The 26945-nt window shown below is 57.2% G+C and carries 20 protein-coding genes; 11 read left to right on the forward strand and 9 right to left on the reverse strand.

What is annotated here, in order from left to right; all coding sequences use genetic code 11:
- The first annotated feature begins 108 nt into the window (after positions 1 to 108).
- Positions 109 to 1560 (forward strand): pyruvate kinase, encoded by a 1452-nt coding sequence (gene pyk / locus EQV93_RS15515; RefSeq protein WP_122783091.1) that lies wholly within the window; start codon positions 109 to 111, stop codon positions 1558 to 1560.
- Positions 1561 to 1631: 71 nt separating this feature from the next.
- Here pyk and EQV93_RS15520 read toward each other — a convergent pair whose 3' ends face one another.
- Both EQV93_RS15520 and EQV93_RS15525 read right to left on the reverse strand, forming a co-directional pair.
- Positions 1632 to 2381, reverse strand: coding sequence for an enoyl-CoA hydratase-related protein (locus EQV93_RS15520; protein WP_240891856.1), 750 nt, complete (start codon positions 2379 to 2381; stop codon positions 1632 to 1634).
- 30 nt (positions 2382 to 2411) lie between these two features.
- On the reverse strand, positions 2412 to 3350 hold the full coding sequence (locus EQV93_RS15525) for an iron-sulfur-binding ferredoxin reductase (RefSeq protein ID WP_240891857.1): 939 nt from the start codon (positions 3348 to 3350) through the stop codon (positions 2412 to 2414).
- A 350-nt stretch (positions 3351 to 3700) separates the two neighbouring features.
- On the opposite strand from EQV93_RS15525, the gene EQV93_RS15530 reads away from it, so the two are divergent.
- A complete protein-coding gene (locus EQV93_RS15530; RefSeq protein WP_122783088.1) occupies positions 3701 to 5224 on the forward strand; it encodes a fumarate hydratase in 1524 nt (507 codons plus the stop codon).
- A 235-nt stretch (positions 5225 to 5459) separates the two neighbouring features.
- Here the strand turns inward: EQV93_RS15530 and yiaY are convergent, their stop codons facing one another.
- Positions 5460 to 6608 (reverse strand): L-threonine dehydrogenase, encoded by a 1149-nt coding sequence (yiaY, locus tag EQV93_RS15535; protein WP_122783087.1) that lies wholly within the window; start codon positions 6606 to 6608, stop codon positions 5460 to 5462.
- 137 nt (positions 6609 to 6745) lie between these two features.
- On the opposite strand from yiaY, the gene EQV93_RS15540 reads away from it, so the two are divergent.
- The 4 genes from EQV93_RS15540 to EQV93_RS15555 all read left to right on the forward strand — a co-directional run bounded on the left by EQV93_RS15540 (position 6746) and on the right by EQV93_RS15555 (position 12032).
- Positions 6746 to 7771, forward strand: a complete 1026-nt coding sequence (locus tag EQV93_RS15540) for a DUF4917 family protein (RefSeq protein WP_240891873.1) — start codon at positions 6746 to 6748, stop codon at positions 7769 to 7771.
- A 105-nt stretch (positions 7772 to 7876) separates the two neighbouring features.
- Positions 7877 to 8416, forward strand: coding sequence for an RNA polymerase sigma factor (locus EQV93_RS15545; protein WP_240891858.1), 540 nt, complete (start codon positions 7877 to 7879; stop codon positions 8414 to 8416).
- Positions 8413 to 9363 (forward strand): FecR family protein, encoded by a 951-nt coding sequence (locus EQV93_RS15550; protein ID WP_240891859.1) that lies wholly within the window; start codon positions 8413 to 8415, stop codon positions 9361 to 9363. The genes EQV93_RS15545 and EQV93_RS15550 overlap by 4 nt, the downstream gene beginning before the upstream one ends.
- Before the next feature lie 119 nt (positions 9364 to 9482).
- Positions 9483 to 12032 carry a TonB-dependent receptor gene (locus tag EQV93_RS15555; RefSeq protein ID WP_240891860.1) on the forward strand — a complete coding sequence of 850 codons (2550 nt, stop codon included), beginning with the start codon at positions 9483 to 9485 and terminating at the stop codon, positions 12030 to 12032.
- A 70-nt stretch (positions 12033 to 12102) separates the two neighbouring features.
- Here EQV93_RS15555 and EQV93_RS15560 read toward each other — a convergent pair whose 3' ends face one another.
- From EQV93_RS15560 to EQV93_RS15590, 6 genes are all read right to left on the reverse strand, one after another.
- Positions 12103 to 12444: a ribbon-helix-helix domain-containing protein gene (locus EQV93_RS15560; RefSeq protein WP_122783082.1), complete on the reverse strand. Its 342-nt coding sequence runs from the start codon at positions 12442 to 12444 to the stop codon at positions 12103 to 12105.
- 15 nt (positions 12445 to 12459) lie between these two features.
- Positions 12460 to 13041 (reverse strand): DJ-1/PfpI family protein, encoded by a 582-nt coding sequence (locus tag EQV93_RS15565; protein WP_122783081.1) that lies wholly within the window; start codon positions 13039 to 13041, stop codon positions 12460 to 12462.
- A gap of 117 nt (positions 13042 to 13158) precedes the next feature.
- Entirely contained in the window at positions 13159 to 14376 is a 1218-nt protein-coding gene (locus tag EQV93_RS15570) for a class I SAM-dependent methyltransferase (protein WP_122783080.1), read from the reverse strand.
- 106 nt (positions 14377 to 14482) lie between these two features.
- Positions 14483 to 15097: a TPM domain-containing protein gene (locus tag EQV93_RS15575; RefSeq protein WP_122783079.1), complete on the reverse strand. Its 615-nt coding sequence runs from the start codon at positions 15095 to 15097 to the stop codon at positions 14483 to 14485.
- A gap of 28 nt (positions 15098 to 15125) precedes the next feature.
- Positions 15126 to 15860 carry a TPM domain-containing protein gene (locus EQV93_RS22425; protein WP_146426886.1) on the reverse strand — a complete coding sequence of 245 codons (735 nt, stop codon included), beginning with the start codon at positions 15858 to 15860 and terminating at the stop codon, positions 15126 to 15128.
- A 185-nt stretch (positions 15861 to 16045) separates the two neighbouring features.
- Positions 16046 to 16654: a LemA family protein gene (locus tag EQV93_RS15590; RefSeq protein ID WP_122783078.1), complete on the reverse strand. Its 609-nt coding sequence runs from the start codon at positions 16652 to 16654 to the stop codon at positions 16046 to 16048.
- A 265-nt stretch (positions 16655 to 16919) separates the two neighbouring features.
- Between EQV93_RS15590 and bglX the strand changes: the two genes are divergently transcribed.
- The 5 genes from bglX (at position 16920) to codA (ending at position 26897) form a co-directional block, all read left to right on the forward strand.
- A complete protein-coding gene (bglX, locus tag EQV93_RS15595; RefSeq protein WP_240891861.1) occupies positions 16920 to 19211 on the forward strand; it encodes a beta-glucosidase BglX in 2292 nt (763 codons plus the stop codon).
- Positions 19212 to 19905: 694 nt separating this feature from the next.
- Entirely contained in the window at positions 19906 to 22779 is a 2874-nt protein-coding gene (locus tag EQV93_RS15600) for a ribonucleoside-diphosphate reductase subunit alpha (RefSeq protein ID WP_122783077.1), read from the forward strand.
- A 394-nt stretch (positions 22780 to 23173) separates the two neighbouring features.
- The gene (codB, locus tag EQV93_RS15605; RefSeq protein ID WP_240891862.1) at positions 23174 to 24439 is read left to right on the forward strand and encodes a cytosine permease; all 1266 of its coding nucleotides are present in this window, start codon (positions 23174 to 23176) and stop codon (positions 24437 to 24439) included.
- Complete coding sequence (locus EQV93_RS15610) at positions 24436 to 25659, forward strand: PucR family transcriptional regulator (RefSeq protein WP_240891863.1); 1224 nt, start codon at positions 24436 to 24438, stop codon at positions 25657 to 25659. Before codB ends, EQV93_RS15610 begins: the two co-directional genes overlap by 4 nt.
- Complete coding sequence (gene codA / locus EQV93_RS15615; protein WP_122783074.1) at positions 25656 to 26897, forward strand: cytosine deaminase; 1242 nt, start codon at positions 25656 to 25658, stop codon at positions 26895 to 26897. Before EQV93_RS15610 ends, codA begins: the two co-directional genes overlap by 4 nt.
- The last annotated feature ends 48 nt before the right edge of the window (positions 26898 to 26945 follow it).

Raw genomic sequence — 26945 nt, forward strand, 5'->3', positions numbered from 1 at the left:
CACAGACCGTATGCACCACAACTTAAGCCTAAAGTAGTGCAGAGGAACAATGACTACAGCCAAAGACCATAGTAGCCTTTGGCAGCGCTTGAACTCAGGAGTCTTTGCATGTCTGTTCGTCGAACTAAAATCGTTGCCACCCTTGGCCCTGCCAGCAACTCACCGGAAATGCTGGAGCAGCTGATTCTGGCTGGCCTGGACGTTGCCCGTCTGAACTTCTCCCACGGCACTCCCGATGAGCACAAGGCCCGTGCCAAGCTGGTGCGCGACATCGCCGCCAAACATGGCCGCTTCGTCGCTCTGCTGGGTGACCTGCAAGGCCCGAAAATTCGTATCGCCAAATTCGCCAACAAAAAGATCGAGCTGAAAGTCGGTGATCAATTCACCTTCTCCACCAGCCATCCGTTGACCGAAGGCAACCAACAAGTGGTCGGTATCGACTACCCCGATCTGGTAAAAGATTGCGGCGTCGGTGACGAACTGCTGCTCGATGACGGCCGCGTGGTGATGCGTGTCGACACTGCCACTGACGACGCACTGCATTGCACCGTGCTGATCGGCGGCCCGCTGTCCGACCACAAAGGCATCAACCGTCGTGGTGGCGGTCTGACTGCACCGGCCCTGACTGAAAAAGACAAGGCTGACATCAAGCTGGCCGCAGAAATGCAGGTCGACTATCTGGCTGTATCGTTCCCACGTGACGCTGCAGACATGGAATACGCCCGCCAGCTGCGTGACGAAGCCGGCGGTACTGCCTGGCTGGTGGCTAAGATTGAGCGCGCCGAAGCGGTAGCCGACGACGAAACCCTCGACGGCCTGATCAAGGCAAGCGACGCCGTAATGGTTGCCCGTGGCGATCTGGGTGTTGAAATCGGCGACGCTGAACTGGTCGGTATCCAGAAGAAAATCATCTTGCACGCACGCCGCCACAACAAAGCGGTGATCGTTGCGACCCAGATGATGGAGTCGATGATCCAGAACCCGATGCCAACACGTGCCGAAGTGTCCGATGTTGCCAACGCCGTTCTCGACTACACCGATGCCGTAATGCTTTCAGCTGAAAGTGCTGCCGGTGCTTATCCACTGGAAGCGGTGCAGGCCATGGCGCGTATTTGTGTCGGCGCTGAAAAGCACCCGACCAGCAAAACTTCCAGCCACCGTATCGGCAAGACCTTCGAAAGCTGTGACCAGAGCATTGCGCTGGCGGCCATGTACACCGCCAACCATTTCCCGGGTGTCAAAGCGATCATCGCCCTGACCGAGAGTGGTTATACGCCGCTGATCATGTCGCGTATTCGTTCCTCGGTGCCGATCTACGCGTTCTCCCCGCACCGTGAAACCCAAGCGCGCGCAGCCATGTTCCGGGGCGTTTACACCGTGCCGTTCGACCCGGCTTCGTTGCCGCCAGAACAGGTCAGCCAGGCCGCCATCGACGAGCTGCTCAAGCGCGGCGTCGTTGAAAAAGGCGATTGGGTCATCCTGACCAAGGGCGACAGCTACCACACCATCGGTGGCACCAATGGCATGAAGATTCTGCATGTCGGCGACAAAATGGTTTAAGCCTTAACAGGCCGTAACCAAAAGCCCCGTCTGAGTGATCAGCCGGGGCTTTTCCATAGATACAAGATGACTTATGCCTTATTCATAAAGCCCGACAGTGCCGCCATCGCCTCGGGTGAGCTCAGCCGCTGAATAAACAGCCAACTCTCATCTTCTATCACCTGACGTATTTTCGCGCGCCCCGCAGCCTTCATCAAACGCTTACTGTCCTGTACCGCCGCCGCAGGCAAACGTGCCAGGTTGTGCGCCGCTTCGCGGGCTTTTTCAATAGCGGCAACACCCGTGGGCAACGCCCTATTGGCCAGCCCCCAGTCTGCCGCCTGCCCACCACTGAAGCCTTCGCCCAGCAACAGCAACTGCGCTGCCCTCACCGGCCCAACCACCTGCGCCAGCAATAGACTTGAACCGAACTCGGGGCTTAGTCCCAAGTTAACGAAGGGCATGCGTAATCGAGCATCTGCGCTGACATAGACCAGGTCGCAATGCAGCAATAAGGTTGTACCAATACCCACAGCAGCCCCTGCAACAGCCGCCACTACTGGCTTGCGACATTCCAGCAGGCTGCGCATAAAGCAGAACACCGGGCTTTGCATGTCCACGGGCGGCTGCTGCAGAAAATCACCAATATCGTTGCCACTGGTGAAACACTCGGCGGAGCCGGTCAGCAGCACTGCATGCACCGACGCATCGGCATCAGCCTGCTCCAGTGCCTTCGCCAACGCGCTGTACATCTCGCGGGTCAACGCATTTTTCTTGTGCGTGCGATTGAGCTGTAATGTCAGCACCGCACCTTCGCGTTCAACAATGATGTCCTGACTCATACCCGCCCTCACCACTTATAAAATCAGCGCTCAACTGCGGGTCAGAAAAGCATCCGCCAGCAGTTGATTGCGCCCCAGCCCGGCCAGAAATAATTGCTTGGCAAATGCCTCGACGCTGTCCGGATGACCACAGACTAGAGCGTGGGTTTGACGGCTGACAAGACGCATGCGGACTAGAAAATCAGGCAACTGCTTGCGCTCAAGGAATTCAAGTTCTAGGTTGGAGTGGGCGTACGCCAGGGCCAGTAATTCATGCTTCAGGTAGTGCTCCTGCTCATCGCGCGCCACATGCACCACACGGATCGTGCCTTGATGATCCTGTCGCAATGCCTCCCGCAATACGCCAAACAATGGCCCCAGTCCCGTACCGGAGGCCAGTAGCCAAAGGGGCTGCTCTTGCCAGTCAGGATCGTAGCGCAACGCGCCGCCCCGCAACTCGCCCAAACGCACGGCATCACCCACGTTGAATGCTCTGGCCGCCTGGACGAACTCACCGGGATGGGCGCAATCGATGTGGAACTCCAGAAAGCGATCCTCATCCGGCAGGCTGGCCAGCGAATAAGGGCGCGCAATGTGGTTATCGGCCCACAAAACCACATGCTGGCCCGCCCGGTAACGCAAGGGACGTTGCGGCGCCAGACGCAAGCGCAATACCGTGGGACTGAGCCAGTCGAGCGACTGCACTTGCGCGGGCACGCCATCACGACGCGGATCAAACACCTCGATGTGCAGATCGCCGACCAGCTGACACTGACAGGCCAAACGCCAGCCCTGCTCTCGCTGTGTCCGGCTCAACGCTTCGGGCTTGAGGTCAGCCGGTTCACCCTGCACGCAGCGCACCAGACACGCATGGCAACTGCCCGCGCGGCAACTGTAAGGCACCGCTACACCAGCTTGATTCAAGGCATCGAGTAAATTGCTGCCGTTTGCAACTGGCCAGCATTGGTCGGCAACGTGTAGCTTGGGCACTCTGGCCTCCTGATTCGTAGCAGTTGCCGAAGGCTACGTTCGATTGCGCAGCGATCGTAAGAACTGAAAGTGCGGTCTGAATGAAAGTCCGCGATGGCTGATTCTACGACGGCTTCGCCATCGGACGTAGCCTTCGGCAACTGCTACGGTTGATCCGCTCCACACCCCCCTACCTTCGTTTGACACCCGGCGGGTGTATCACGGGCTATGCCGGGTTATACTGCCGCGCCGTTTTTGTACCGGTCATGCGTGCCGGTAGGCCTAGCAAAGATGTTTTCGACAGACCGATGCACCAAGGTCGCAAACACCTTATTGATTGTATGTTCCCGTCTTATAGAGGAGCGCGACCCATGACCGTGATCAAGCAAGACGACCTGATTCAGAGCGTAGCTGACGCCCTGCAATTCATTTCCTACTACCACCCCGTGGACTTCATCCAGGCCATGCACGAAGCCTACCTGCGCGAAGAATCGCCAGCGGCCCGTGACTCGATGGCGCAAATCCTGATCAACTCGCGCATGTGTGCCACAGGCCACCGCCCGATCTGTCAGGACACCGGCATCGTCACCGTTTTCGTGCGTGTGGGCATGGACGTGCGCTGGGATGGCGCCACCATGGGCCTGGACGACATGATCAATGAAGGCGTGCGTCGCGCTTACAACCTGCCTGAAAACGTCCTGCGCGCATCGATTCTGGCCGACCCGGCCGGCGCTCGCCGCAACACCAAGGACAACACCCCGGCCGTCATCCACTACTCCATCGTTCCGGGCAATACCGTGGAAGTGGACGTAGCCGCCAAGGGTGGCGGTTCCGAGAACAAATCTAAAATGGCCATGCTCAACCCGTCCGACTCGATCGTTGACTGGGTGCTCAAGACCGTTCCGACGATGGGCGCGGGCTGGTGCCCACCGGGCATGCTGGGTATCGGTATTGGCGGCACGGCGGAAAAAGCAGCGGTGATGGCCAAGGAAGTGTTGATGGAATCCATCGACATTCATGACCTGATCAAACGCGGCCCGTCCAACCGTATCGAAGAGATGCGTATCGAGTTGTTCGAAAAGGTTAACCAACTGGGTATCGGCGCTCAGGGCCTGGGCGGTCTGACCACCGTGCTCGACGTTAAAATCATGGATTACCCGACCCACGCCGCGTCACTGCCGGTGTGCATGATCCCGAACTGCGCTGCCACCCGTCATGCTCACTTCGTGCTGGACGGCTCCGGCCCTGCCTCTCTCGAGGCACCACCGTTGGACGCTTACCCGGAAATCGTCTGGGAAGCTGGCCCGTCGGCCCGCCGTGTCAACCTCGACACCCTGACTCCGGAAGACGTACAGAGCTGGAAGCCGGGCGAAACTGTCCTGCTGAACGGCAAAATGCTGACCGGTCGTGACGCTGCGCACAAACGCATGGTTGAAATGCTGAACAAGGGTGAAACCTTGCCCGTGGACCTCAAGGGGCGCTTCATCTACTACGTAGGCCCGGTTGATCCAGTGCGTGACGAAGTGGTTGGCCCGGCAGGCCCGACTACCGCTACGCGGATGGACAAGTTCACCCGCCAGATTCTCGATCAGACCGGCTTGCTGGGCATGATCGGCAAATCCGAGCGTGGCCCTACCGCCATTGAAGCGATTAAAGAACACAAAGCGGTGTACTTGATGGCAGTGGGTGGCGCAGCGTACCTGGTGGCTCAGGCCATCAAGAAATCACGCGTGGTGGCCTTTGCCGAATTGGGCATGGAAGCGATCTACGAGTTTGATGTTAAAGACATGCCTGTGACCGTGGCAGTCGACAGCAAGGGCGAGTCGGTACACATTACCGGCCCGGCCATCTGGCAGAAGAAAATCAGCGAAAGCCTGGCGGTAGAAGTGCAGTAAGCACGGATACGTCAGACACGAAAAGGCCGGGTTAATAGCCCGGCCTTTTTTTGCTTGTCAAAAACACCCTCACCCTAGCCCTCTCCCAGAGGGAGAGGGGACTAAAAGCAAAGCAGATATCAGACCCATCTCCCGCCGCAAAGAGGGAACCAAAAGCAAAAGCACATGTGCGCAACACCTCAGATCAGCCCCCTCTCCCTCTGGGAGAGGGTTGGGGTGAGGGTGCGTTATCAAATCAAAACGCATTCCGGAAAATTTCTTCAATCTGCCCCTGATCTGCCTTGCGCGGATTGGTAAAACCGCACGCATCCTTCAGGGCATTGGTCGCCAGCAACGGAATATCTTCCACTTTGGCCCCCAAATCCCGCAGGCCCGCAGGAATTTCCACATCCTTGGCCAGCGTCCTGATCGCCGCAATGGCCGCTTGCGCGCCCTCTTCCGGGCTCAAACCACGCACATCAGCACCCAGGGCATGCGCCACATCGGTCAGGCGAGACGCACAGACACTGGCATTAAACGTTTGCACATGGGGCAACAGCACCGCATTACATACGCCGTGTGGCAAGTCGTAAAAACCGCCCAGCTGATGCGCCATCGCATGCACAAAACCCAACGACGCATTGTTAAACGCCATCCCCGCGAGGAACTGCGCGTAAGCCATATTCTCCCGCGCGGTTAAATCCTTGCCGTCATTCACGGCTTGACGCAGGTTCTGGCTGATCAACTCCATCGCCTTGATTGCACATGCGTCGGTAATCGCCGTGGCTGCCGTCGACACATACGCTTCAATGGCATGGGTCAAAGCATCCATACCCGTCGCCGCGGTCAGTCCTTTAGGCATGGCCACCATCAACTCAGGATCGTTGACCGACAGTAACGGGGTTACGTTACGGTCAACAATGGCCATTTTTACGTGACGCTCCTCATCGGTGATGATGCAAAACCGCGTCATCTCGCTGGCAGTCCCTGCCGTGGTGTTGATCGAAACCAGCGGCAGCTGAGGCTTGGCCGAGCGATCAACCCCTTCATAATCGCGAATATGCCCGCCATTGGTGGCGCACAGCGCAATCCCTTTGGCGCAGTCATGGGGCGATCCACCGCCCAGCGACACAATAAAGTCGCACTGATGCTGCTTGAGCACCTTCAAGCCCGCTTCGACGTTTGCAATGCTCGGGTTCGGTTTGGCACCGTCGAAAATAACCGAGTCTATGTCCTGCTCTTCCAGCTTTTTAGCGATCAGAGTGGCAACACCCGCCTTGGCCAACCCGGCGTCAGTCACGATCAAGGCTTTGCGAAACCCATAATTGCTAATCGCAACCATGGCTTCATCAAGGCAACCGTTACCCATAATATTTACGGCAGGAATAAAGAAAGTGCTGGTCATGGCGAGTCCTCTTGGCGGGTCACTGGCTAAATCGGTCCTCACAGCTTCCCCCAATCTGTATGCACCAATGTTGATCTGGCTCAACACATGAGCGTGATAAAGTCCTACATCGCCCACGCCCTGAGACCCTATTAGTGATGACCCCTTTTCAGGAATTTGACGCCCAACTTGAAGACTGGAATGCCCTGAGCGCCAGCACACCGTGCAGCGGGCTGCTACTGGGTAACGGTGCAAGCATGGCCGTATGGCACGACTTTTATTACGAATCGCTGTTTGAAAAAACCAAAAGCATTGCCGAAAAGCCCCTGAGCCAAACCGAACTCAGCGTATTTGAGGCGCTGAGCACACGAAACTTCGAGCAGGTGCTGAGCGCCCTTAAAACGGCGAGCAAGGTCAACAAAGCACTGGCTATCAACTCGGCCTCACCGCGCAAACGCTACTACGCCATTAAAGAAGCGCTGATCAACAGCATGCAGGACGTGCACATCCCTTGGCGCTTGATGCAGCCTGAGACGCTGACCTGCTGGAACACAGAACTGGCGCGGTATGCCACGGTGTATTGCTCCAACTACGACCTGCTCACCCCCTGGGCCCTGATGCAGGCACCGAAAAATTTCAACGACCTGTTCGACACGGCCACCGCCACCTTCGAACTGAACACCGCACTGACCAAAAGCAAGGCCACCCGTGTGCTCTACCTGCACGGTGCACTGCATCTGGTCAAAAATCAGGGAGGTAAAGCCCGCAAGCTCACTGGCTCGCAACCCACGTTACTGAGCAACTTTGCGATCAATCACTCAATCAGTGCGCTGGACGATGTGCCACTGTTTATCAGCGAAAGCAGCAGCGACGACAAACGTAAATCCATACGTCAATGTGACTACCTGTCTTTCTGCCATGAACAATTGATGGCTCACAAAGACGCCCTGTGCGTATTTGGCCACAGTCTGGGCGAGCAGGATCAGCACCTCATCGACGCATTGCGCCAAGCCCCGCTGAAAACACTGTGCATCTCTATTTACCCGCGCAGCGAAGCCTTTGTACGCTTCCAGAAAAACCACTACGCGGCACTATTTGCAGACAAAAATCTGACATTACGCTTCTATAACGCCAAAACTCACCCATTGGGCTATCCGCAACATTCAGTTCCGCTAGAGGTTTAATCAAACCCCGCATGACGGGATCACGCACAATCAAGCGAGACAGATAGCAATAATTCTCGATATCATTCGCGACTTATTTGCATCGCAGCACCCACAAGGATCTTCATGTCTCGCTTCAAACCCGACCCGCTGGTGGCCGAAGCCTTTCGCGAGCTCTATACGCCGATTCTGCACTTCCTGCGCAAGCGCACAGATAACGCCAGCGATGCCGCTGACATGACACAGGATGTGTTCACGCAGTGGCTGGGTTATCAAGACCGGGCCAAAGTCGAGCAGCCACGGGCGTTTTTGTTCCAGATGGCGCGCAACCTGCTGCGCGACCATTGGCGCCGCCAACAGGTGCGGCACTCCGTACACAACGGGCACATCGAGAGTGAACCCGAACCGTTGAGCGACGAGAAGGATGATCCGATGGCCGCTGCGCAACGTCTGCAACGCCTGGAACAACTCAAAGGGGTGTTGGCCCAGCTCTCGCCCCGACGCCGTGAAGCCCTTATGCTGCACCGTTTTGAAGGTTTGAGTCAGGCGCAGATTGCCGAACGCATGGGTATCTCCGTCAGCATGGTAGAAAAGCACATTGCCTTCGCCTTGCTGCACTGCAAGCAACACCTCCAACGGGACAGCGGCAAGGAGCAGCCAGAATGAGCCCTTTTCAATCCATTGATAACGACAGCATCGACGCGCAGGCGGCACGCTGGTTTGCCCGTAATCGCAACGAACAAAGCGCGCGCACCCGTGAACAATTCAAGGCCTGGCAGACCAACCCGGAACATGCTCAGGCGTACAACGAATTTGAGAGCCTATGGGCTGATTTGGGCGAATGTGAAGAACTGCACACTCCGCAGACCTTTGCTGTAAAAAAACCCGCCCGGCGTGCGGCGGCTTTTGCACTGGCGACCGCCGCAGCACTTGTGTGCGCGCTGTTTGCCGTCAACCTCGGCACGGCGCAGGCGCTGTATCAACAGCAGGTCGCCACCTTGGGCCAAGGTGCCAAGACCCTGAGCCTGCCCGATGGCAGTACCTTGAACGTCAACGCCAACACCCGGCTACGCATCGACTTCAACGCTCAGCAACGGGATATTTACCTCGATCAGGGCCAGCTCTATATCGAAGTCGCTGCCAACAAAGAACAGCCGCTGGTGGTGCATGCCGGTGATGCCCGAATAAAAGTCGTGGGCACGGGGTTTGACGTACGCCGCAGCGCACGCCAACTGGTGGTCAGTGTCGCCCACGGCAAGGTCGCCTTTGCTCCCGCCCCCAACACCGCTACGCTGCTCGGCGCACAACAACGTGCCACCTATGACTTCGCCCAAGGCACGTTGCAAGAGCACACCCTCGCAGCCAATGAAATCGCCAACTGGCGCAGCGGCCATCTGGCCTTTCGCAATCGCGAACTCGCCAGCCTGGTGGATGAACTGGATCTGTACCGACCCGGCGTGATTCAACTGGCCCAAGGCCCACTGGGCCGGTACAAGGTTTCGGGCAATCTTGACGTCAATGATCCGCTGGCATTGGTCAAAGCACTGCCCGCCCTGATTCCGGTCAAAACCGTACTGCTGGACAGCGGCAAAATCCGCATAGAACCTCGATAAAATACATATGCGAATATTTTGCATTCGCATATGTGGTTTTTCCCCAGTGCCGCGTCTTCCTCTGGTCTGCGTTGTTAGCGCATGTCTTTTTGGCCTTTGTTGCCGCACTGGGGGATTTCATGTTTCGCGCACCACATCACTTCTCACACGTATGCACACGTCCGACGCTGCTCGCCGTGTGCATGGCTATCAGCGTGCAAGCCCAGGCTGACGCAATCCAGTGGCAACTGCCGACGCAGTCACTGGCCAGCTCCCTGAGTGACGTGGCACAGCAAGCCAATATCCAGTTGTTATTCGATGAAGACCTGTTGCGCAATGTGCAAGCGCCTGCCCTTAAAGGCACCTACAGCCCCCAGGAAGCTATCCAGACGCTGCTCAAGGGCACCGATTTCAGCTTGATTCAAGTCGACCGCACCTACGTGGTGCGCCCCCGGGAAGAAGGCACTACCACCAGCAACAGCCTGGAGTTGAGCGCGTTGAGCGTGGTGGGTAATGGCAATGAAGTCGACTCCAGCAACGTCGGCAAATCGACCATGACACAAACTGAAATCAACCGTTACCAGTCCAATAACATCCCCAGCCTGTTGGCCACGTTACCGGGCATCAACTTGGGCGGCTCGCTTAAACCCGGTGGTCAGACCATCAATATTTGGGGCATGGGTGAAGCCGAAGACATTCAGATGACCGTGGACGGTGCAACCAAAAGCGGCTTTGAGCGTTATATGCAAGGCACGATCTTTATCGAACCTGAGCTGATCAAACGCCTTGAAGTCGAGAAAGGCCCGCACGATATTCACACCGGCAACGGCGGGTTTGCAGGGGCCGTGCACATGGAAACCAAAGACGCTCCGGACTTGCTCCAAGAAGGTAAAAATACCGGCGCCATGCTCAAGTACGGCTACAGCAGCAACGACCATCAACAGGTCTATAGTGGCGCCGTCTATGGCCGCACCGACGATGGCCGTGCCGATGCACTGGTGTATTACACCAAACGCGATGGCGACGACATGAAGCTGGCCGGTCATATGCCCGACCCTAAAAACGCTTACCCGGTAAACCCCAAGCGCTTGCCCAATACCGCTCAGGATCTTGACGCACAACTGCTCAAACTCAATGTGCACCTGAACGATGAACACAGCGTCGCCATGTCGTATTCACGCTCGAACAACTACCTGTGGGTGCCTTTTTCGGCGATCAGCTATCCCGCCCCGCCGAGCCAGGCCAACATTGACAAGTACGGCTATGACGTGGCGTCCCGGCGCTACTTGTCCAACCGTTCGACCATCGACACCACCTGGTCAACCCAATACAAATACGAGCCGATCGATAATCCGCTGGTGGATCTGGAGGTGAAGTTCTCGCACTCCAATACCGAACAAACCGACACCCGAGGCGAACAGGCTTACTTCCAGCCTTCCACGGGCGGCCGCAAGATGGAAACAGGCTATACCGACGACATGCTCCAGGTCGAAAACATCAGCCTGTTTCCCACAGGCCCTTTAGACCATGCAGTCACCACCGGTGTGCAGTTGCGCAAGCATAAGCGTGACGTCGACATGTGGATGCCGGGCAAGTCCTACGAAGTAGAAAAATACAACTACGGCCACTACCAGCCCAACTTCATGCCCAAGGGCAAAGTCGATACCAACAGTTTCTACGTCCAGGACGCGATCACCCTCGGCAACTTCACTCTGACGCCGTCCCTGCGTTACGACCATGTGCGCAATCGTGGCGAGGAAAACGACGCGCCGTATTACAACCACCCCGAACTAGGTCACGATTACAGCGATAAAACCTACACCGGCTGGTCGCCGCGACTGTCTGCTTTTTGGACAATCACGCCGAAAACCGCGTTGTTTATCAACTTCAGCAAAACTTGGCGCGCCCCGGTGATTGACGAGCAGTATGAGCTTCAGGGTATCGGTAGCCGCACGGCCACCAGCCTGAATTTGAAGCCCGAAGAAATTACCGGCTGGCGTGCAGGCAACATCACCAACTTTGATCAAATTTTTGGCGATAACGACCACGCACTGATCCGTACGACGTTGTTTCAAAACACCGTCGACCATGAAATCTTCAAGGCGACGGGTGTAGGGTGTGCCGCTCAAACGCCCGCAGGCAGCGTGTCCAAAGACTGCGGCCCGGGCAACATTCCGAACTACCGCAACATTGGCAGCGTCACCATCAAGGGTTTTGAGGTTGAAAGCTTTTACGACTCGACGTACATCTTCGGCTCCCTTTCATATGCATGGATGACCGGGAAACATGAAGGTGCTTACACCAACCCGTGGGGGCCCAATGTCTGGGCACGTGATATTCCGGCGCCCAAGTGGATTGCCGTGCTAGGCACGAAAATACCGGGCTGGGATGCGAAGGTGGGCTGGAAAGGCGAATTTGTTCGCAAGACCGACCGACTGCCGAGCGACAAGTACGGCAGCAATCCGCTAAGTGCCCTGGGCGACAGTTACTACGACCAATTCGCCAACGACGGTTATAACGTGCAAGGCCTGTTTGCCAACTGGACACCGCAGCAGCGTTACCTGAAAGGCACGGAGGTCAATTTCACCGTGGACAACCTGTTCAACAAGAGTTACCAGCCGATGCTCAGTGGTGATAACGCCTACAGCCAAGGGCGCAATGCCAAGATCAGCGTGACGCGGTTCTTTTAAAAGCACCCATCAGAAGCACCCTCACCCTAGCCCTCTCCCAAAGGGAGAGGGAACTAAAAGCAGCCACCGCTCAGCCCCCTCTCCCTCTGGGAGAGGGTTGGGGTGAGGGCTCGCGCGACACTACACTCAATACGGGCACCTGCACCTGCCCCTGGCGCTGACTGAGGTAGCGGGTGCAACTCACGCGCAGAAACGAGGCAAAGTTCACCACTTCACCCCGGTAATCCATCACTTCTTCATACAGCTTGGCCACCAGTTGATTGGTGGTCATGCCGTCTACTTCGGCGATCTCGCTGAGAATGTCCCAAAACTGGTTTTCCAGACGCAACGTGGTGACCACGCCACAAATACGCAATGAACGCGAGCGCGACTCGTAAAGAATCGGATCGGCTTTGACATACAGCTCGCACATGGTCACGTCCTCTCGTTACAAAACGATCTTAGTACCGAGCAGCACCAGAAAAGCCGCTAACCACGCCGGGTGTGCCGGCCAGGCAGGCGCCGTCGCCAAGTTGCCCTGTACGTGCGCCTTGGTCACATCGATATCAATAAAGGTGCCACCGGCCAGACGCACTTCAGGTGCACACGCGGGGTAAGCGCTGCACTCGCGACCTTCGAGCGTCCCCGCCGCGGCCAACAGCTGCGCACCGTGACAGACCGCGGCAATGGGTTTACCCACTTTGTTGAACTCACGCACCAGCTCCAGGACTTTCTCATTCAACCGCAGGTATTCCGGCGCACGACCACCCGGCACCACCAGTGCGTCGTAAGCACTGGCCTTGACCTTGTCGAAATCAAAATTCAGGGCAAACAGGTGACCCGGCTTTTCGCTGTAGGTCTGATCGCCTTCAAAGTCGTGAATAGCCGTGCGCACGGTCTGACCCGCCGTTTTACCCGGACACACTGCATGCACGTGATGCCCCACCATCGACAGGGCCTGAAACGGCACCATCACTTCGTAGTCTTCGACGTAATCGCCAACCAGCATGAGGATTTTTTTCGCTGCCATTGTGCGTGCTCCTGTGGGGGTGGAACCTTGGGCCTATAAGAGTAGCCAAGGTACGCCCTGTGCGCCCGTGCGGGTAATAGCCTGGTACTACGTACCCGCCAGACGCGACTTACAGGATTATTTGAGCAAACCATCCGCTTGCAGCAGCGTTTCGAGGCAATGCTCCTGAATGCTGTAGAACGCCTTCAACGCCTGAATCTTTTCCAGCAACTGCGTCGGGTCCTGGGGTTCAGCACGCTTGACCGCCAGAATCATTTTGTTTTTGTTGGTGTGTTCCAGCGAGATGAACTCGAACACTTTGGTTTCATAGCCACAGGCTTCCAGGTACAACGCACGCAAGCTGTCAGTAACCATTTCGGCCTGCTGACCCAAGTGCAGGCCGTACTGCAACATTGGCTTGAGCAACACCGGGCTCTGAATTTGCAGACGAATCTGCTTATGGCAGCACGGCGAGCACATGATGATTGCCGCTCCCGAACGAATACCCATATGAATGGCATAGTCGGTGGCAATGTCGCAGGCATGCAGGGCGATCATCACGTCAATCGGCGTCGGCGCAAAACTGCGCACATCGCCATGCTGGAACGTCAAACCGGGGTGTTCCAGACGCTGGGCGGCGTTGTTGCATAAGGTCACCATGTCTTCACGCAGCTCAACACCGGTCACCAGCCCTTCGGCTTGCAGGCTGTGGCGCAGGTAATCGTGAATGGCGAAGGTGAGATAGCCCTTGCCCGAACCGAAATCCACCACCTTGACCGGCTGATCGAGTTTGAGTGGCGAGTTGCTCAGGGCGTGGGAAAACACCTCGATAAACTTGTTGATCTGTTTCCACTTGCGCGACATCGCCGGGATCAGTTCTTGCTGCTTGTTGGTGACGCCCAGGTCCGCCAGAAACGGCCGCGTCAGATCCAGAAAACGATTTTTCTCGCGGTTGTGCTCCGCTGACGGCAACTCACGGTCTTGCTGGCCTTTACCTTTAAACAGCGAGCTTTTGCCCTTTTTGCTGTATTCCAGCTGCACTTCGTCGGTCAGAGTCAGTAAATGGGCATTCTTGAACGCTTCCGGCAACAGCGCAGCAATGTGGGCCACGGCCTCTTCGAGCGGAAAGTTTTTGGTGATGTCACGGGTTTTGTAGCGGTACACAAATGAAAGGCAAGGCTGATCCTTGACCGTAACCTGCTTGATGATAATGCGCTGCAACTCAGCTTCAGGGCCCACGTACTTGGCCAGCACCAGCTTGATAAAGGAATTCTGCGCCAGACTGGTTTCCAGCAGGCTCAAAAATTGCGCACGGTGATCCGGCGCAGACGGGGCGGTGGTAGCAGTCGCTGACATTGAAAAAGGTGCCTCGGGGGGTGCAGGAGGGAATATCAAAAAACAATGGCGGCTATTTTAGGCGTGTTAGCCGCCAGGAGCACGGGCTTATTTCATAAGGCCACGCTTACAAGAGCACCAGGCGATTGGGCAATTGGTTGCGCGGCTGGGTTCTGGGCACGTGCTTTTCCAACAACTCTGCGCAGGCATCGATGCAGGTAATAAAGCCTTCAGCCGTATGCCCAAGGGCCACACGGCGTGTGAAATCGCTGACGATCGTGCCCCAGTCGCTGTTATCCAAGTGCCGGGAGATACCTTCATCCACCAGGATTTCGACGTAACGTTCAGCCTCGCTGACAAAAATCAGCACGCCCGTTCGCCCTTCGGTGTGATGCAGCTTTTGCTCAAGAAACTGACGGCGGGCCAGGTTGCTGGCTCGCCAATACCGTACGCGAGGCGGGATCAAGCGGGTAGTGATCGCGGGAATACGAAAGATCAGACTGAGAAATACAAAGGTGGCCCACTGAGCCATCAGCAAGGAATAGATGGCCATGCCACCGTTCAGAATATGCAGCACCGCAGGCACCACCAAGGCGACCAAGCTGGCCCAAAGCAACGGGATATAACTGTAGTCATCCGCACGCGGTGCCAGAACCGTGACGATCTCTGCGTCGGTGCGTTGCTCGGCGCGGGTCACCGCCTGCGCGACCTGCTGTTGTTGCTCTTGCGTCAATAAAGCCATAAGGGTCAATGCTCATTAAATAAGTGAGTTACCAGCCGCCTGAAGCCCCGCCGCCGCCAAAACTGCCGCCGCCACCGCGAAAGCCCCCGCCTCCACCGCCCCCGAAACCGCCACCGCCAAAGCCGCCGCCGCGGGTTCCGCCGCCACCCGAAGTGCAGATGCCATAGAACTGACACGCCGCCATGGCAAGCACGAACAACACAAATAGCAGGACGACAATGCCGGGGTGTTCGCCCACAAAATCAGTACCAGCGCCTTGCTCGCTGGCATACGCCACCGGCAAGGGATCACCGCCCAGCACCTGGAGGATAGCCGCCGTACCGGCACTGATGCCTTGACTGAAGTTTCCGGCTTTAAAGGCCGGGGTGATGACCTGATTGATGATGACCGAAGACTGGGCGTCGGTGAGGCGGTCTTCGAGACCGTAGCCGACCTCTATACGCAGTTTGCGGTCATCGCGGGCAACGATCAGTAAGGCACCGTTGTTCTTATCCTTTTGCCCGATGCCCCATGCTCGACCTAATTGATAACCGAAGTCCTCGATGGGAACGCCTTGCAGATCCGGCACAGTGACCACGACCACTTGCTCGCCCGTGGCTTTCTCGTGAGCTTCAAGGGCTTGAGCCACCTGCTGACGCGTGGCGGGGTCAAGCATCTGCCCCTCATCGACCACCCGACCGCTGAGCACCGGAAACGTCAGCGCCTGCGCTGTGGCCAGACATAACCAGAGCAACAGGCCAAACCCCGTTTTAGATAAGCGCATCAGCACCTCGAAGGTTGAAGATAAATCACATACTTCGTAGCAGTTGCCGAAGGCGACGTCCGATGGCGCAGCCATCGTAAAATCAACGATCGCGGCCTTTCAGGCACACCTCGCTTCGACAACTTACGACGGCTGCGCCCTCGAACGCAGCCTTCGGCAGCTGCTACGCGACAGCGCACGGCGACCTAAAACTTCACTTCAGGGGCTTTGTCAGCGCCCGGCGTAGTGGCTTCGAAGGTCTGGCGAACCGGCAGGTCGCTGTACATCACCGCGTGCCACAGGCGACCCGGAAAGGTACGGATCTCGGTGTTGTAGCGTTCAACGGCCAGAATAAAGTCGCGTCGGGCCACGCTAATACGGTTTTCCGTGCCTTCCAGTTGCGATTGCAACGACAGAAAGTTCTGGTTGGATTTCAAGTCCGGGTAACGCTCCGACACCACCATCAAGCGGCTCAGCGCGCCCGTCAGCTGGTTCTGGGCATCCTGGAATTGTTTGAGTTTTTCCGGATTGTCCAGCGTACTGGCGTCAACCTGAATCGACGTAGCTTTGGCCCGGGCTTCAATAACAGCGGTCAATGTTGCCTGTTCTTGCTTGGCTGCACCCTTGACGGTTTCGACCAGATTGGGGATCAGGTCAGACCGACGCTGATACTGATTCTGAACTTGTGACCACGCCGCTTTAACCTGTTCGTCCAGGGTTGGAATGGTATTAATCCCGCACCCGCTCAGCACGCTGGCCAATACCATCACAACGATGGCCTTCCAGCCCAAGGCTTTAACGCTCTGAATTCCCATGCTTGTGTCGCTCCGCACTGACTACATTGAGTTCATAGACACCGTTTATCCCGCAAAAACTCCTCAACCTGCACGCAAAATCTCCGGACGGCAGTGGATTGCTCGCCGCGAATCAGATAAAAGACTGGCTGTCTTGTAGGAATACTTAATCTAAAGATAGGGCAATTTCCTGCTTTGGGTGTTCTACATCCCCCACCAGAACAATATCGCTTCTACAGCGCAGGTTACCTTCGCTGTGATGAAAGCGGCCGCGCAGAAGAAATCAATGAGAAAGATGTGTTTGTTGGGCATCGCCATCAGCCTGTCCAGCCCGTCGGTATGGGCACAAACCCCACCGTCTCCGCTCCCGCCTAAAGACGTGTTTGTGGCTGATTTGCTCAAGCAGATGACCGTCGATGAAAAAATCGGCCAACTGCGTCTGATCAGCATCGCACCCGACATGCCCCGCGAGCTGATCCGCAAAGAAATCGCTGCAGGCCGCATCGGCGGCACGTTCAACTCCATCAGCCGCGCCGAAAACCGTCCCATGCAGGACGCAGCCATGCGCAGCCGACTGAAGATTCCGATGTTTTTCGCCTATGACGTGATTCACGGCCATCGCACCATTTTCCCGATCAGCCTGGCGCTGGCGTCAAGCTGGGACATGGACGCCATTGCCCTGAGCGGTCGGGTATCGGCCCAGGAAGCCAGCGCCGACAGCATCGACCTGACGTTCGCGCCGATGGTCGACATTGCCCGCGACCCGCGCTGGGGCCGCACCTCCGAAGGCTTTGGTGAAGACACCTACCTGGTCTCACGGATCGCCAAAGTGATGGTTAACGCCTATCAAGGCGTTTCCCCTGCCCTGCCCGGCAATATCATGGCCTGCGTCAAGCATTTCGCCCTGTATGGCGCGGTAGAGGGCGGTCGTGACTACAACACCGTGGATATGAGCCCCACACGCATGTATCAGGACTACCTGCCGCCTTACCGTGCTGCGATTGATGCCGGCGCCGGAGGCGTGATGGTGGCGTTGAACTCAATCAATGGCATCCCTGCCACCTCCAATATGTGGCTGATGCAGGACCTGTTGCGCAAAGACTGGGGCTTTAAGGGCGTTGCCGTCAGCGACCACGGCGCCATTATCGAGCTGATCAAGCACGGCGTGGCCAAAGACAACCGCGAAGCCGCGAAGCTGGCCATCAAAGCCGGCATTGACATGAGCATGAACGACAAGGCCTACGGCGAAGAGCTCCCCGGTTTGCTGAAATCAGGCGAAGTACCGCAGAGCGACGTGGATAACGCCGTGCGTGAGGTGCTCGGGGCCAAATACGACATGGGCTTGTTTGCCGACCCCTATGTTCGCATCGGCAAGGCCGTAGACGACCCGGCCGAGCTCAATGCCGAAAGCCGCCTGCACCGTGCTGAAGCACGGGATGTCGCGCGCCGCAGCCTGGTGTTACTGAAAAATGAGGCGCAAACCCTGCCATTGAACAAGCAGGCACACATTGCATTGGTCGGGCCGCTGGCCAAGGCACCTATCGACATGATGGGCAGTTGGGCAGCCAACGGCCAGCCCGCGCAATCGGTCACAGTGTATGACGGCTTGCGCACTGCGCTCGGCGAGCAAGGCCAATTGGTCTACGCCCGTGGCGCCAACATCACCGACGACCAGAAGGTTGTCGACTACCTGAACTTCCTCAACTTCGATGCACCGGAAGTGACCAACGATACTCGCCCGGCCCAGGTGATGATCGACGAAGCGGTCAAAGCCGCCCATCAAGCCGACGTGGTCGTCGCAGTCGTGGGCGAGTCGCGTGGCATGTCCCATGAATCATCCAGTCGCACCGAACTGGATATTCCGGCCAGCCAGCGCGCCCTGATCGATGCCCTCAAAGCCACCGGCAAACCCTTGGTGCTGGTGCTGATGAACGGCCGTCCACTGACCATCGACACCCAGCAGCAACAAGCTGATGCGGTACTGGAAACCTGGTTCAGCGGCACCGAAGGCGGTAATGCCATTGCTGATGTGCTGTTTGGCGACTACAACCCGTCGGGCAAACTGCCCATCACTTTCCCACGTTCAGTGGGGCAGATTCCGACTTACTACAACCACTTGAGCATTGGCCGGCCTTTCACACCCGGCAAACCGGGCAACTACACCTCGCAATACTTTGATGCGCCAAACACGCCGCTGTACCCATTCGGCTATGGCTTGAGCTACACCAACTTCAGCCTGTCAGACGTCAAGCTGTCGAGTAAAACCCTGGCCTCGGGCGCGACGCTAACCGCCAGTGTGACGTTGAAAAACACCGGCCAGCGTGACGGCGAAACCGTCGTACAGCTGTACCTGCGCGATGTCGCGGCCTCCATGAGTCGCCCTGTCAAAAGCTTGAAAAACTTTGAGAAGGTCATGCTCAAGGCCGGAGAGCAGAAAGTGGTGCAGTTCACCCTCAGCGAAGACGACCTCAAGTTTTACAACGCCGACTTGAAGTACGTGGCTGAACCGGGCGAGTTTGAAGTGCAAATAGGTCTGGATTCACAAAACGTGCAGCAAAACAGCTTTCAATTGCTGTAACTGTGCGCTATCGCCGCAAAGGTCTGCCACGACCTTTGCGGCCCGTGAAAGCAGCAATTTGAGCTTGACCTTTCCTATCTTTGCACGCGCCCGAAAATGCGTTCGGACAGCGCTGTTTTTTATGTTAGGGTTCGCGCCCTCAAAATCCAGCACGACGGATTTTCTCTCGCCATTTGCAGTGACAAACGGCGAAAGGCCGGTGCCGTGCGGCCTACATGGATCTTCAGCGTTTCACACACAATTTACACACAGAGTTATCCACAGGCAGCACGTTGCACAAGGCCTATAAAACGCATATCTTGTATCCCGTCGGTAAAAAAACCCCATATGTAGGGTTTCAAGCTAAAAACCCAACACAACTCAGACGAGAATTTCAAGTCCTTTTCTCGCGCCTGTCGGGTTAGATCAAACGCAGTTATCAAAGTCCAAACCGCTCATGCGGATGGCAGCTGTTTTCCGGTGCTAAAGCAGGAAAGCGGCCCGGGTGTTGCAGTACACATACTGTCACCCGACAGGAATACGGTATGTGGCGGTATGCACATCCCAAACTTCGGCACGGAAGCGGTATTAACCCCCCTTTCTGTACGTCCCGAAGTGGTTATGCCCGGTTCTGTTATCGGTTGTAGTGCTTCAGGACGTCACGGTGGGCACCTAAACGGTGCCCAAACAAACATAGAGAATGTGGAGACACCCCATGCAAACCGACACGACTCGCGAGAACTCGCAGGGTACTGATTCAACTCTGGATCTGTCTGCGACCGCGCCAGGCCAATTGCGCGTGATCAAACGTAACGGAACCGTGGTTCCTTACACCGATGACAAGATCACCGTCGCCATCACCAAAGCGTTTCTCGCAGTTGAAGGCGGCAATGCAGCTGCCTCGTCGCGCATTCACGACACCGTTGCGCGCCTGACTGAACAAGTCACGGCAACCTTCAAGCGTCGCATGCCATCGGGCGGCACTATTCACATCGAAGAAATCCAGGACCAGGTTGAGCTGGCCCTGATGCGTGCCGGCGAGCAAAAAGTAGCGCGCGACTACGTGATCTACCGTGACGCCCGCTCCAAGGAGCGCGCCACCCGCGCACCGGCCGAGACTGAAGTTCAGGCTCACCCGTCCATCCGCATCACCCGCGCCGACGGCACTTTCGCCCCGCTCGACATGGGCCGCCTGAACACCATCGTCACCGAGGCCTGCGAAGGTCTGGCAGAAGTCGACGGCGACCTGATCCAGCGCGAAACCCTGAAAAACCTGTATGACGGCGTAGCCCTGAGCGACGTCAATACCGCACTGGTAATGACCGCTCGTACGCTGGTTGAGCGCGAACCGAACTACTCGTTCGTGACCGCTCGCCTGCTGATGGACACCCTGCGTGCCGAAGGCCTGAACTTCCTGAACGTAGCCGAAAGCGCTACGCATCACGAAATGGTTGACCTGTACGCCAAGGCATTGCCGGCCTACATCGCCAAAGGTATCGAGTTCGACCTGCTGAACCCTGTGCTGGCCACCTTCGACCTGGAAAAACTGGGCAAGGCGATCAATCACGAGCGCGATCAGCAGTTCACCTACCTGGGCCTGCAAACCCTGTACGACCGTTACTTCATCCACAAGGACGGCGTACGTTTCGAACTGCCACAAATCTTCTTTATGCGTGTGGCCATGGGCCTGGCGATCGAAGAAAAGCAGAAAGAAGACCGCGCGATCGAGTTCTATAACCTGCTGTCCTCGTTTGACTACATGGCGTCGACTCCGACCCTGTTCAACGCCGGTACTCAGCGCCCGCAACTGTCCAGCTGCTACCTGACCACCGTGCCGGATGACCTGTCGGGCATCTACCACGCGATTCACGACAACGCCATGTTGTCCAAATTCGCAGGCGGCCTGGGCAACGACTGGACACCGGTTCGCGCACTGGGTTCGTGGATCAAGGGCACCAACGGCAAATCCCAAGGCGTGGTTCCGTTCCTCAAGGTTGTGAACGACACCGCCGTGGCCGTGAACCAGGGTGGCAAGCGTAAAGGCGCCGTGTGCGCTTACCTTGAAACCTGGCACATGGACATTGAAGAGTTCATCGAGCTGCGCAAGAACACCGGTGATGACCGTCGTCGTACCCACGACATGAACACCGCTAACTGGGTGCCTGACCTGTTCATGAAGCGCGTCTTCGATGATGGCCCGTGGACCCTGTTCTCGCCATCCGAAGTACCGGACCTGCACGACCTGACCGGTAAAGCATTCGAAGAGCGTTACGAGTACTACGAAGCGCTGTCCCAGTACCCGGGCAAGATCAAGCTGTTCAAGACCATTCAGGCCAAAGACCTGTGGCGCAAAATGCTGTCCATGCTGTTTGAAACCGGCCACCCATGGATCACCTTCAAAGACCCGTGCAACCTGCGTAGCCCGCAGCAGCACGTGGGCGTGGTCCACAGTTCGAACCTGTGCACCGAAATCACCTTGAACACCAACAAGGATGAAATCGCGGTCTGCAACCTGGGTTCGATCAACCTGCCGAACCACATCAAGGACGGCAAGCTGGACACCGACAAGCTGAAGCGCACCATCGACGTGGCTGTACGCATGCTCGATAACGTGATCGACATCAACTACTACTCGGTGCCGCAAGCGCGCAACTCGAACTTCAAGCACCGCCCGGTCGGTCTGGGCATCATGGGCTTCCAGGACGCGCTGTACCTGCAGCACATTCCGTACGCATCGCAAGCCGCTGTAGAGTTTGCCGACAAGTCGATGGAAGCGGTCAGCTACTACGCGATCCAGGCTTCTTGCGACCTGGCTGACGAGCGTGGCGCTTACGAGACGTTCCAGGGTTCGCTGTGGTCCAAAGGCGTATTGCCACTGGATTCTCAACAAATCCTGATCGAGCAGCGCGGCCAGAAGTACATCGACGTTGACCTGAACGAATCCCTGGACTGGGCACCGGTTCGTGCCCGTGTACAGAAAGGCATTCGTAACTCCAACATCATGGCCATCGCACCGACCGCGACCATCGCCAACATCACCGGCGTATCGCAGTCGATCGAACCGACTTACCAGAACCTTTATGTGAAATCGAACCTGTCGGGCGAATTCACCGTGATCAACCCGTACCTGGTTCGCGACCTCAAGGCTCGCGGTCTGTGGGACTCGGTCATGATCAACGACCTGAAGTACTACGACGGTTCCGTGCAGCAGATCGAACGCATTCCGCAAGAGCTTAAAGAGCTGTATGCCACTGCATTCGAAGTCGACACCAAGTGGATCGTTGACGCGGCCAGCCGTCGTCAGAAGTGGATCGACCAGGCTCAATCGCTGAACCTGTACATCGCCGGTGCTTCGGGCAAGAAACTGGACGTGACCTACCGCATGGCCTGGTACCGTGGTCTGAAAACCACTTACTACCTCCGTGCCCTGGCCGCGACCAGCACCGAGAAGTCGACCGTCAACACGGGCAAGCTCAACGCTGTATCGAGCGGTAAAAACAGTGAAGACGTCGCTGCAGCGCCAGCCGGTCCAGCACCGGTGCCAAAAGCCTGCGCAATTGACGAGCCGGATTGCGAAGCTTGCCAATAAGCTGAGCTGTCAGGCGGGTTAACCGCCTGACTCAAAACCCCCGTTTAAACCCTGGTAGCAGTTGGGTTTAAACGGGGGTTTTTTTGTGGGGGTAAAAAGGTAAATGACCTAAACGAAGCGATGCAGCCTCGTACCTCGTCAGCGGCTTACAGGTGTGGGGATACGACTATCGCGCCAGCAGGCTAAAACAGTGCACCAACGCCTCAAAATGAATCACTCTGCACATTGAATCCCCCCCTTTTTTAACGGCTATGTGCATATTGCACATCCTTCCTCATGCCCCCTGCCCGCTTTTTCGTGCCGCAGAGCCCTCCCCGAAACGGGCCCGCTTATTGCTCTTGTCCTCTTGTGCCATTGACCACGGCCCTATCTATTTGAGGCGCAGGAATAAAACATGAGTACATCCGACGAGTTTCCTTTGAGCGAAGCCCCGCGCACAGCGCGCAAAGGCCTGCTGTCCATTTCCATGGTGTTGTTCAGCTTTACCTTCTTCACCGGCACTATGTTTGCGGGTGGCAAGCTGGGCATGGCATTCAACTTCGTCGACATGCTGTGGATTGCCGTCATAGGCAATAGCCTGCTGGCGCTGTATGCCGCTGCTCTGGCATTAATCGCCGCACGCAGTGGCCTGAACACGGTACTGATGGGACGGTTTTGCTTCGGAGAAGCCGGCAGTCGCTTGTCTGATTTCTTGCTCGGTTTTGCCGAACTGGGCTGGTACGCCTGGGGCACCGCAACGGTGGCCATCGTGCTGGTGAAAATGCTGGGCCTGACCGAGGGCTTCACCACACCGCTGATGATCCTGTTCGGCTTTGGCTTTAGCATCACGGCACTGATCGGCTTCAAAGGGCTCGACGTGCTGTCGCGGGTGTCGGTACCGCTGATGTTTATTCTGCTGATTGTGTCGATGTACATCGCCACGCAGCATGTCGGCGGCTTCCAAGGGCTGGCCGCCGTGATCCCGCATGAAACCATGACCTTCTCGGCCGCCATCACCATGGTCTTCGGCACTTTCGCCAGCGGCGCCACCCAAGCCACCAACTGGACGCGACTGTCGCGCAGCGGGCGCGTAGCGGTTATTGCCAGCGTGGTCAGCTTTCTGCTCGGCAATGGATTGATGGTGGTCGCTGGCGCCTGGTGCGCCATCGTCTACCAGCAGGCCGATATCGTTGAAGTCATGATGCTGCAGGGTTTGTCGTTCGCCGCCGTGATTATGCTGTGCCTGAATTTGTGGACCATTCAAGGGCCAACCATTTACAACGTATCTGCCGCCGCCTGCCATCTGGTGCGCAGCGAACGTCGACGCAGCATGACACTGATCGCTGCTGCCATTGGCGTAGTACTCGCCATCGGCGGCATGTATGAAATGCTGATTCCGTTTCTGGTGTTGCTGGGCTCAATCATCCCGCCCATTGGTGGCGTAATCATGGCGGATTTCTGGTATCGCCATCGCGGCCAGTACCCAACGCTGGCCAGCGTCACCCTGCCGCGCTACAACCTGCTGGGCTTGTCGGCGTATGCCGCAGGGGCGGTGCTGGCGTATAGCTCGCCCTGGATCGCGCCGCTGGTGGGCATTGGAGCTTCGGCAGTGTGTTACGTGGTCCTACTCGAAATCAGCCGTCGCCGCGCCGTATTACCCGTCGCCCAGGAGGACATTTGAGCCTTACCCTGGAAGAAATCCTGGCCCTGCCCGGCCTGGAAGAAATGCGTCTGCGTGCCGGCTCACAGAACATGCACCGAACAGTGCGCTGGTCCTACGTGGCAGAAAACGAAAGCATTGGCGAGTGGGTGATGGGCGGCGAGTTGGTGTTTGTCACCGGCATCAACCACCCGCGTGACGAGGTCAACCTGCTGCAACTGGTAGACGACGGGCATACCAGTGGTATTGCCGGGCTGGTAATACTCACCGGCAGCGCATTTATTCAGCGCATCCCTGACTCGGTGATTGCACGGGCACACGCCTACGGCCTGCCGCTGATCGAGCAACCGTACTTGCTGAAGATGGTGATCGTCACCCACCTGATCGGCACGGCACTGGTGCACATGGCTCAGACCAAACGCTCGCGCCACGATATTGTGGCGCAGTTGCTGAGCGGCGATTACCCCAGCCTGGCCACGGCCCGTCAGCGCGCCAGCCACTTGCAACTGCCGCTCGACGATAGCCGTCGGCTGGTGGCGCTACGCTTATCGGCGGTCAATGTATTATTTGATCGTCATCCACCTGACGAGGCTGAGCGACGCTTGCAGCACATCCGTCAAGCGGTACAGGATCACCTGGACGCCTGGAACCGAGCAATACCAGACGCCTTGCCGGTGATCGTGCAAGGTGATCTGTTTATTGTGTTGCTGCCCGAGCACGAAGGGATCCGCCTGCAACTCGCCGAGCTGTATCAGCAGTTGCACGCCATGATCGGTGAGCTGGCCCTGTTTATGGGCATGGCGGGGGCGGTCCAAGGGTGTGCCGGCTACCGCCAGGCACTCAACCAGGCACGTCAGGCGCTCGAAGTAGCGGAAAACCTGCGGCCGGCCACAGGGTTGTGTGATTTCAATGAACTGGGTGTACTGCGCCTCTTACAAGCCATTGGCGACCGCTCGGTGATTGACGCTTTCGTCCAGCAGACCCTCGGCCAACTCATTGAACCCCGGCGCAAACACTCTCACAGCCTGATTGATACCCTGGACGCACTGCTTCAGGAAAACGGCAATGCGCTCAAGACCGCCGAGCGTTTGAATCTGCACCGCAACACGGTTACACAACGAATACAACGTATCGAGCAACACAGCGGACAGTCGCTCGATGATCCACTTTTCAGAATGAATGCTTCGGTTGCCCTCCTCGTGTGGCGCATGAACGAAGCTCAACGACAGGAACGCCCATGAACATCATCAATGCCACCTTGCGTAAAACCTCAGGCCTGCACACCGTCACCTGCGATGGCACACGTATCAGTGCTATCACCTTGCAGGCAGGCCATGTTGCGCCAAAGCCGGGCGATATCGACGCACAAGGCCAGCTGCTGATCGCGCCCCTGGTTGAGCCGCACATACATCTGGACGCGGCCCTGACCGCCGGCCAGCCCGAGTGGAACCAGAGCGGTACGCTGTTCGAAGGTATTGAGCGCTGGGCCCAGCGCAAGGAAACCATTACCCACGAAGACACCAAACAACGTGCCCACACCACCATCCGCATGCTTGCCGAGCATGGCATTCAGCATGTGCGCACCCATGTCGACGTGACCGACCCAACGCTGGGCGCACTCAAGGCGATGATTGAAGTCCGCGAAGAAGCCCGCCACTTGATTGACCTGCAAATTGTCGCCTTCCCGCAAGAAGGTATCGAATCCTACGAGGGCGGGCGAGAATTGATGACCCGTGCCGTGGAGCTGGGTGCCGATGTGGTGGGCGGCATCCCGCACTTTGAAAACACACGGGATCAGGGCGTCAGCTCAATCAAGTTCTTGATGGACCTGGCTGAACGCACCGGCTGCCTGGTGGATGTACATTGCGACGAGACCGACGATCCGCAGTCACGCTTTCTCGAAGTGCTGGCCGAAGAAGCAAGGGTGCGCGGCATGGGCAGCCGGGTCACCGCCAGCCACACCACCGCCATGGGCTCTTACGACAATGCCTACTGCTTCAAATTGTTCCGCCTGCTCAAAATGTCAGGCATCAACTTTGTCTCTTGTCCAACCGAGAGCATTCACTTGCAGGGACGTTTTGACAGCTTTCCCAAACGCCGTGGCGTGACCCGCGTGGCAGAACTGGATCGCGCCGGGATGAATGTGTGCCTGGGTCAGGATTCGATCAAGGACCCGTGGTATCCGCTGGGCAACGGCAACATTCTGCGCGTGCTGGATGCCGGTTTGCATATCTGCCACATGATGGGCTTTGAAGACCTGCAACGGTGTCTGGATCTGGTCACTGACAACAGCGCCCGCACCCTCAACCTGGGTGAGGGTTATGGCATCGCTGTAGGCCGACCGGCCAATCTGGTGATACTGGACGCCGACAGTGACTACGAGGCCGTGCGCCGTCAGGCCAAGGCCCGCGTATCAATACGGGGTGGCAAGGTACTGATGACACGGGTGCCTGAGCGCGTTGAATTCACCGCTGCCTGAGCCGGTTCCTCCGAAAACAAAAAAAGCCCAATAGGGCTTTTTTTGTTA

The sequence above is a fragment of the Pseudomonas sp. TMW22091 genome (assembly GCF_022496705.1).
Lineage (GTDB): Bacteria > Pseudomonadota > Gammaproteobacteria > Pseudomonadales > Pseudomonadaceae > Aquipseudomonas > Aquipseudomonas saxonica.

Bases quoted from the DNA above. Each gene is read 5' to 3' on its own strand.
- EQV93_RS15545 (WP_240891858.1), top strand. From the start codon at position 7,877: ATGTCTCGCTTCAAACCCGACCCGCTGGTGGCCGAAGCCTTTCGCGAG.
- codA (WP_122783074.1), top strand. From the start codon at position 25,656: ATGAACATCATCAATGCCACCTTGCGTAAAACCTCAGGCCTGCACACC.
- EQV93_RS15555 (WP_240891860.1), top strand. From the start codon at position 9,483: ATGTTTCGCGCACCACATCACTTCTCACACGTATGCACACGTCCGACG.
- EQV93_RS15600 (WP_122783077.1), top strand. From the start codon at position 19,906: ATGCAAACCGACACGACTCGCGAGAACTCGCAGGGTACTGATTCAACT.
- EQV93_RS15550 (WP_240891859.1), top strand. From the start codon at position 8,413: ATGAGCCCTTTTCAATCCATTGATAACGACAGCATCGACGCGCAGGCG.
- pyk (WP_122783091.1), top strand. From the start codon at position 109: ATGTCTGTTCGTCGAACTAAAATCGTTGCCACCCTTGGCCCTGCCAGC.
- EQV93_RS15560 (WP_122783082.1), bottom strand. From the start codon at position 12,444: ATGTGCGAGCTGTATGTCAAAGCCGATCCGATTCTTTACGAGTCGCGC.
- EQV93_RS15575 (WP_122783079.1), bottom strand. From the start codon at position 15,097: ATGGCTTTATTGACGCAAGAGCAACAACAGCAGGTCGCGCAGGCGGTG.
- EQV93_RS15520 (WP_240891856.1), bottom strand. From the start codon at position 2,381: ATGAGTCAGGACATCATTGTTGAACGCGAAGGTGCGGTGCTGACATTA.
- EQV93_RS15530 (WP_122783088.1), top strand. From the start codon at position 3,701: ATGACCGTGATCAAGCAAGACGACCTGATTCAGAGCGTAGCTGACGCC.
- EQV93_RS22425 (WP_146426886.1), bottom strand. From the start codon at position 15,860: ATGCGCTTATCTAAAACGGGGTTTGGCCTGTTGCTCTGGTTATGTCTG.
- EQV93_RS15540 (WP_240891873.1), top strand. From the start codon at position 6,746: ATGACCCCTTTTCAGGAATTTGACGCCCAACTTGAAGACTGGAATGCC.
- bglX (WP_240891861.1), top strand. From the start codon at position 16,920: ATGAGAAAGATGTGTTTGTTGGGCATCGCCATCAGCCTGTCCAGCCCG.
- EQV93_RS15565 (WP_122783081.1), bottom strand. From the start codon at position 13,041: ATGGCAGCGAAAAAAATCCTCATGCTGGTTGGCGATTACGTCGAAGAC.
- EQV93_RS15570 (WP_122783080.1), bottom strand. From the start codon at position 14,376: ATGTCAGCGACTGCTACCACCGCCCCGTCTGCGCCGGATCACCGTGCG.
- yiaY (WP_122783087.1), bottom strand. From the start codon at position 6,608: ATGACCAGCACTTTCTTTATTCCTGCCGTAAATATTATGGGTAACGGT.
- codB (WP_240891862.1), top strand. From the start codon at position 23,174: ATGAGTACATCCGACGAGTTTCCTTTGAGCGAAGCCCCGCGCACAGCG.
- EQV93_RS15590 (WP_122783078.1), bottom strand. From the start codon at position 16,654: ATGGGAATTCAGAGCGTTAAAGCCTTGGGCTGGAAGGCCATCGTTGTG.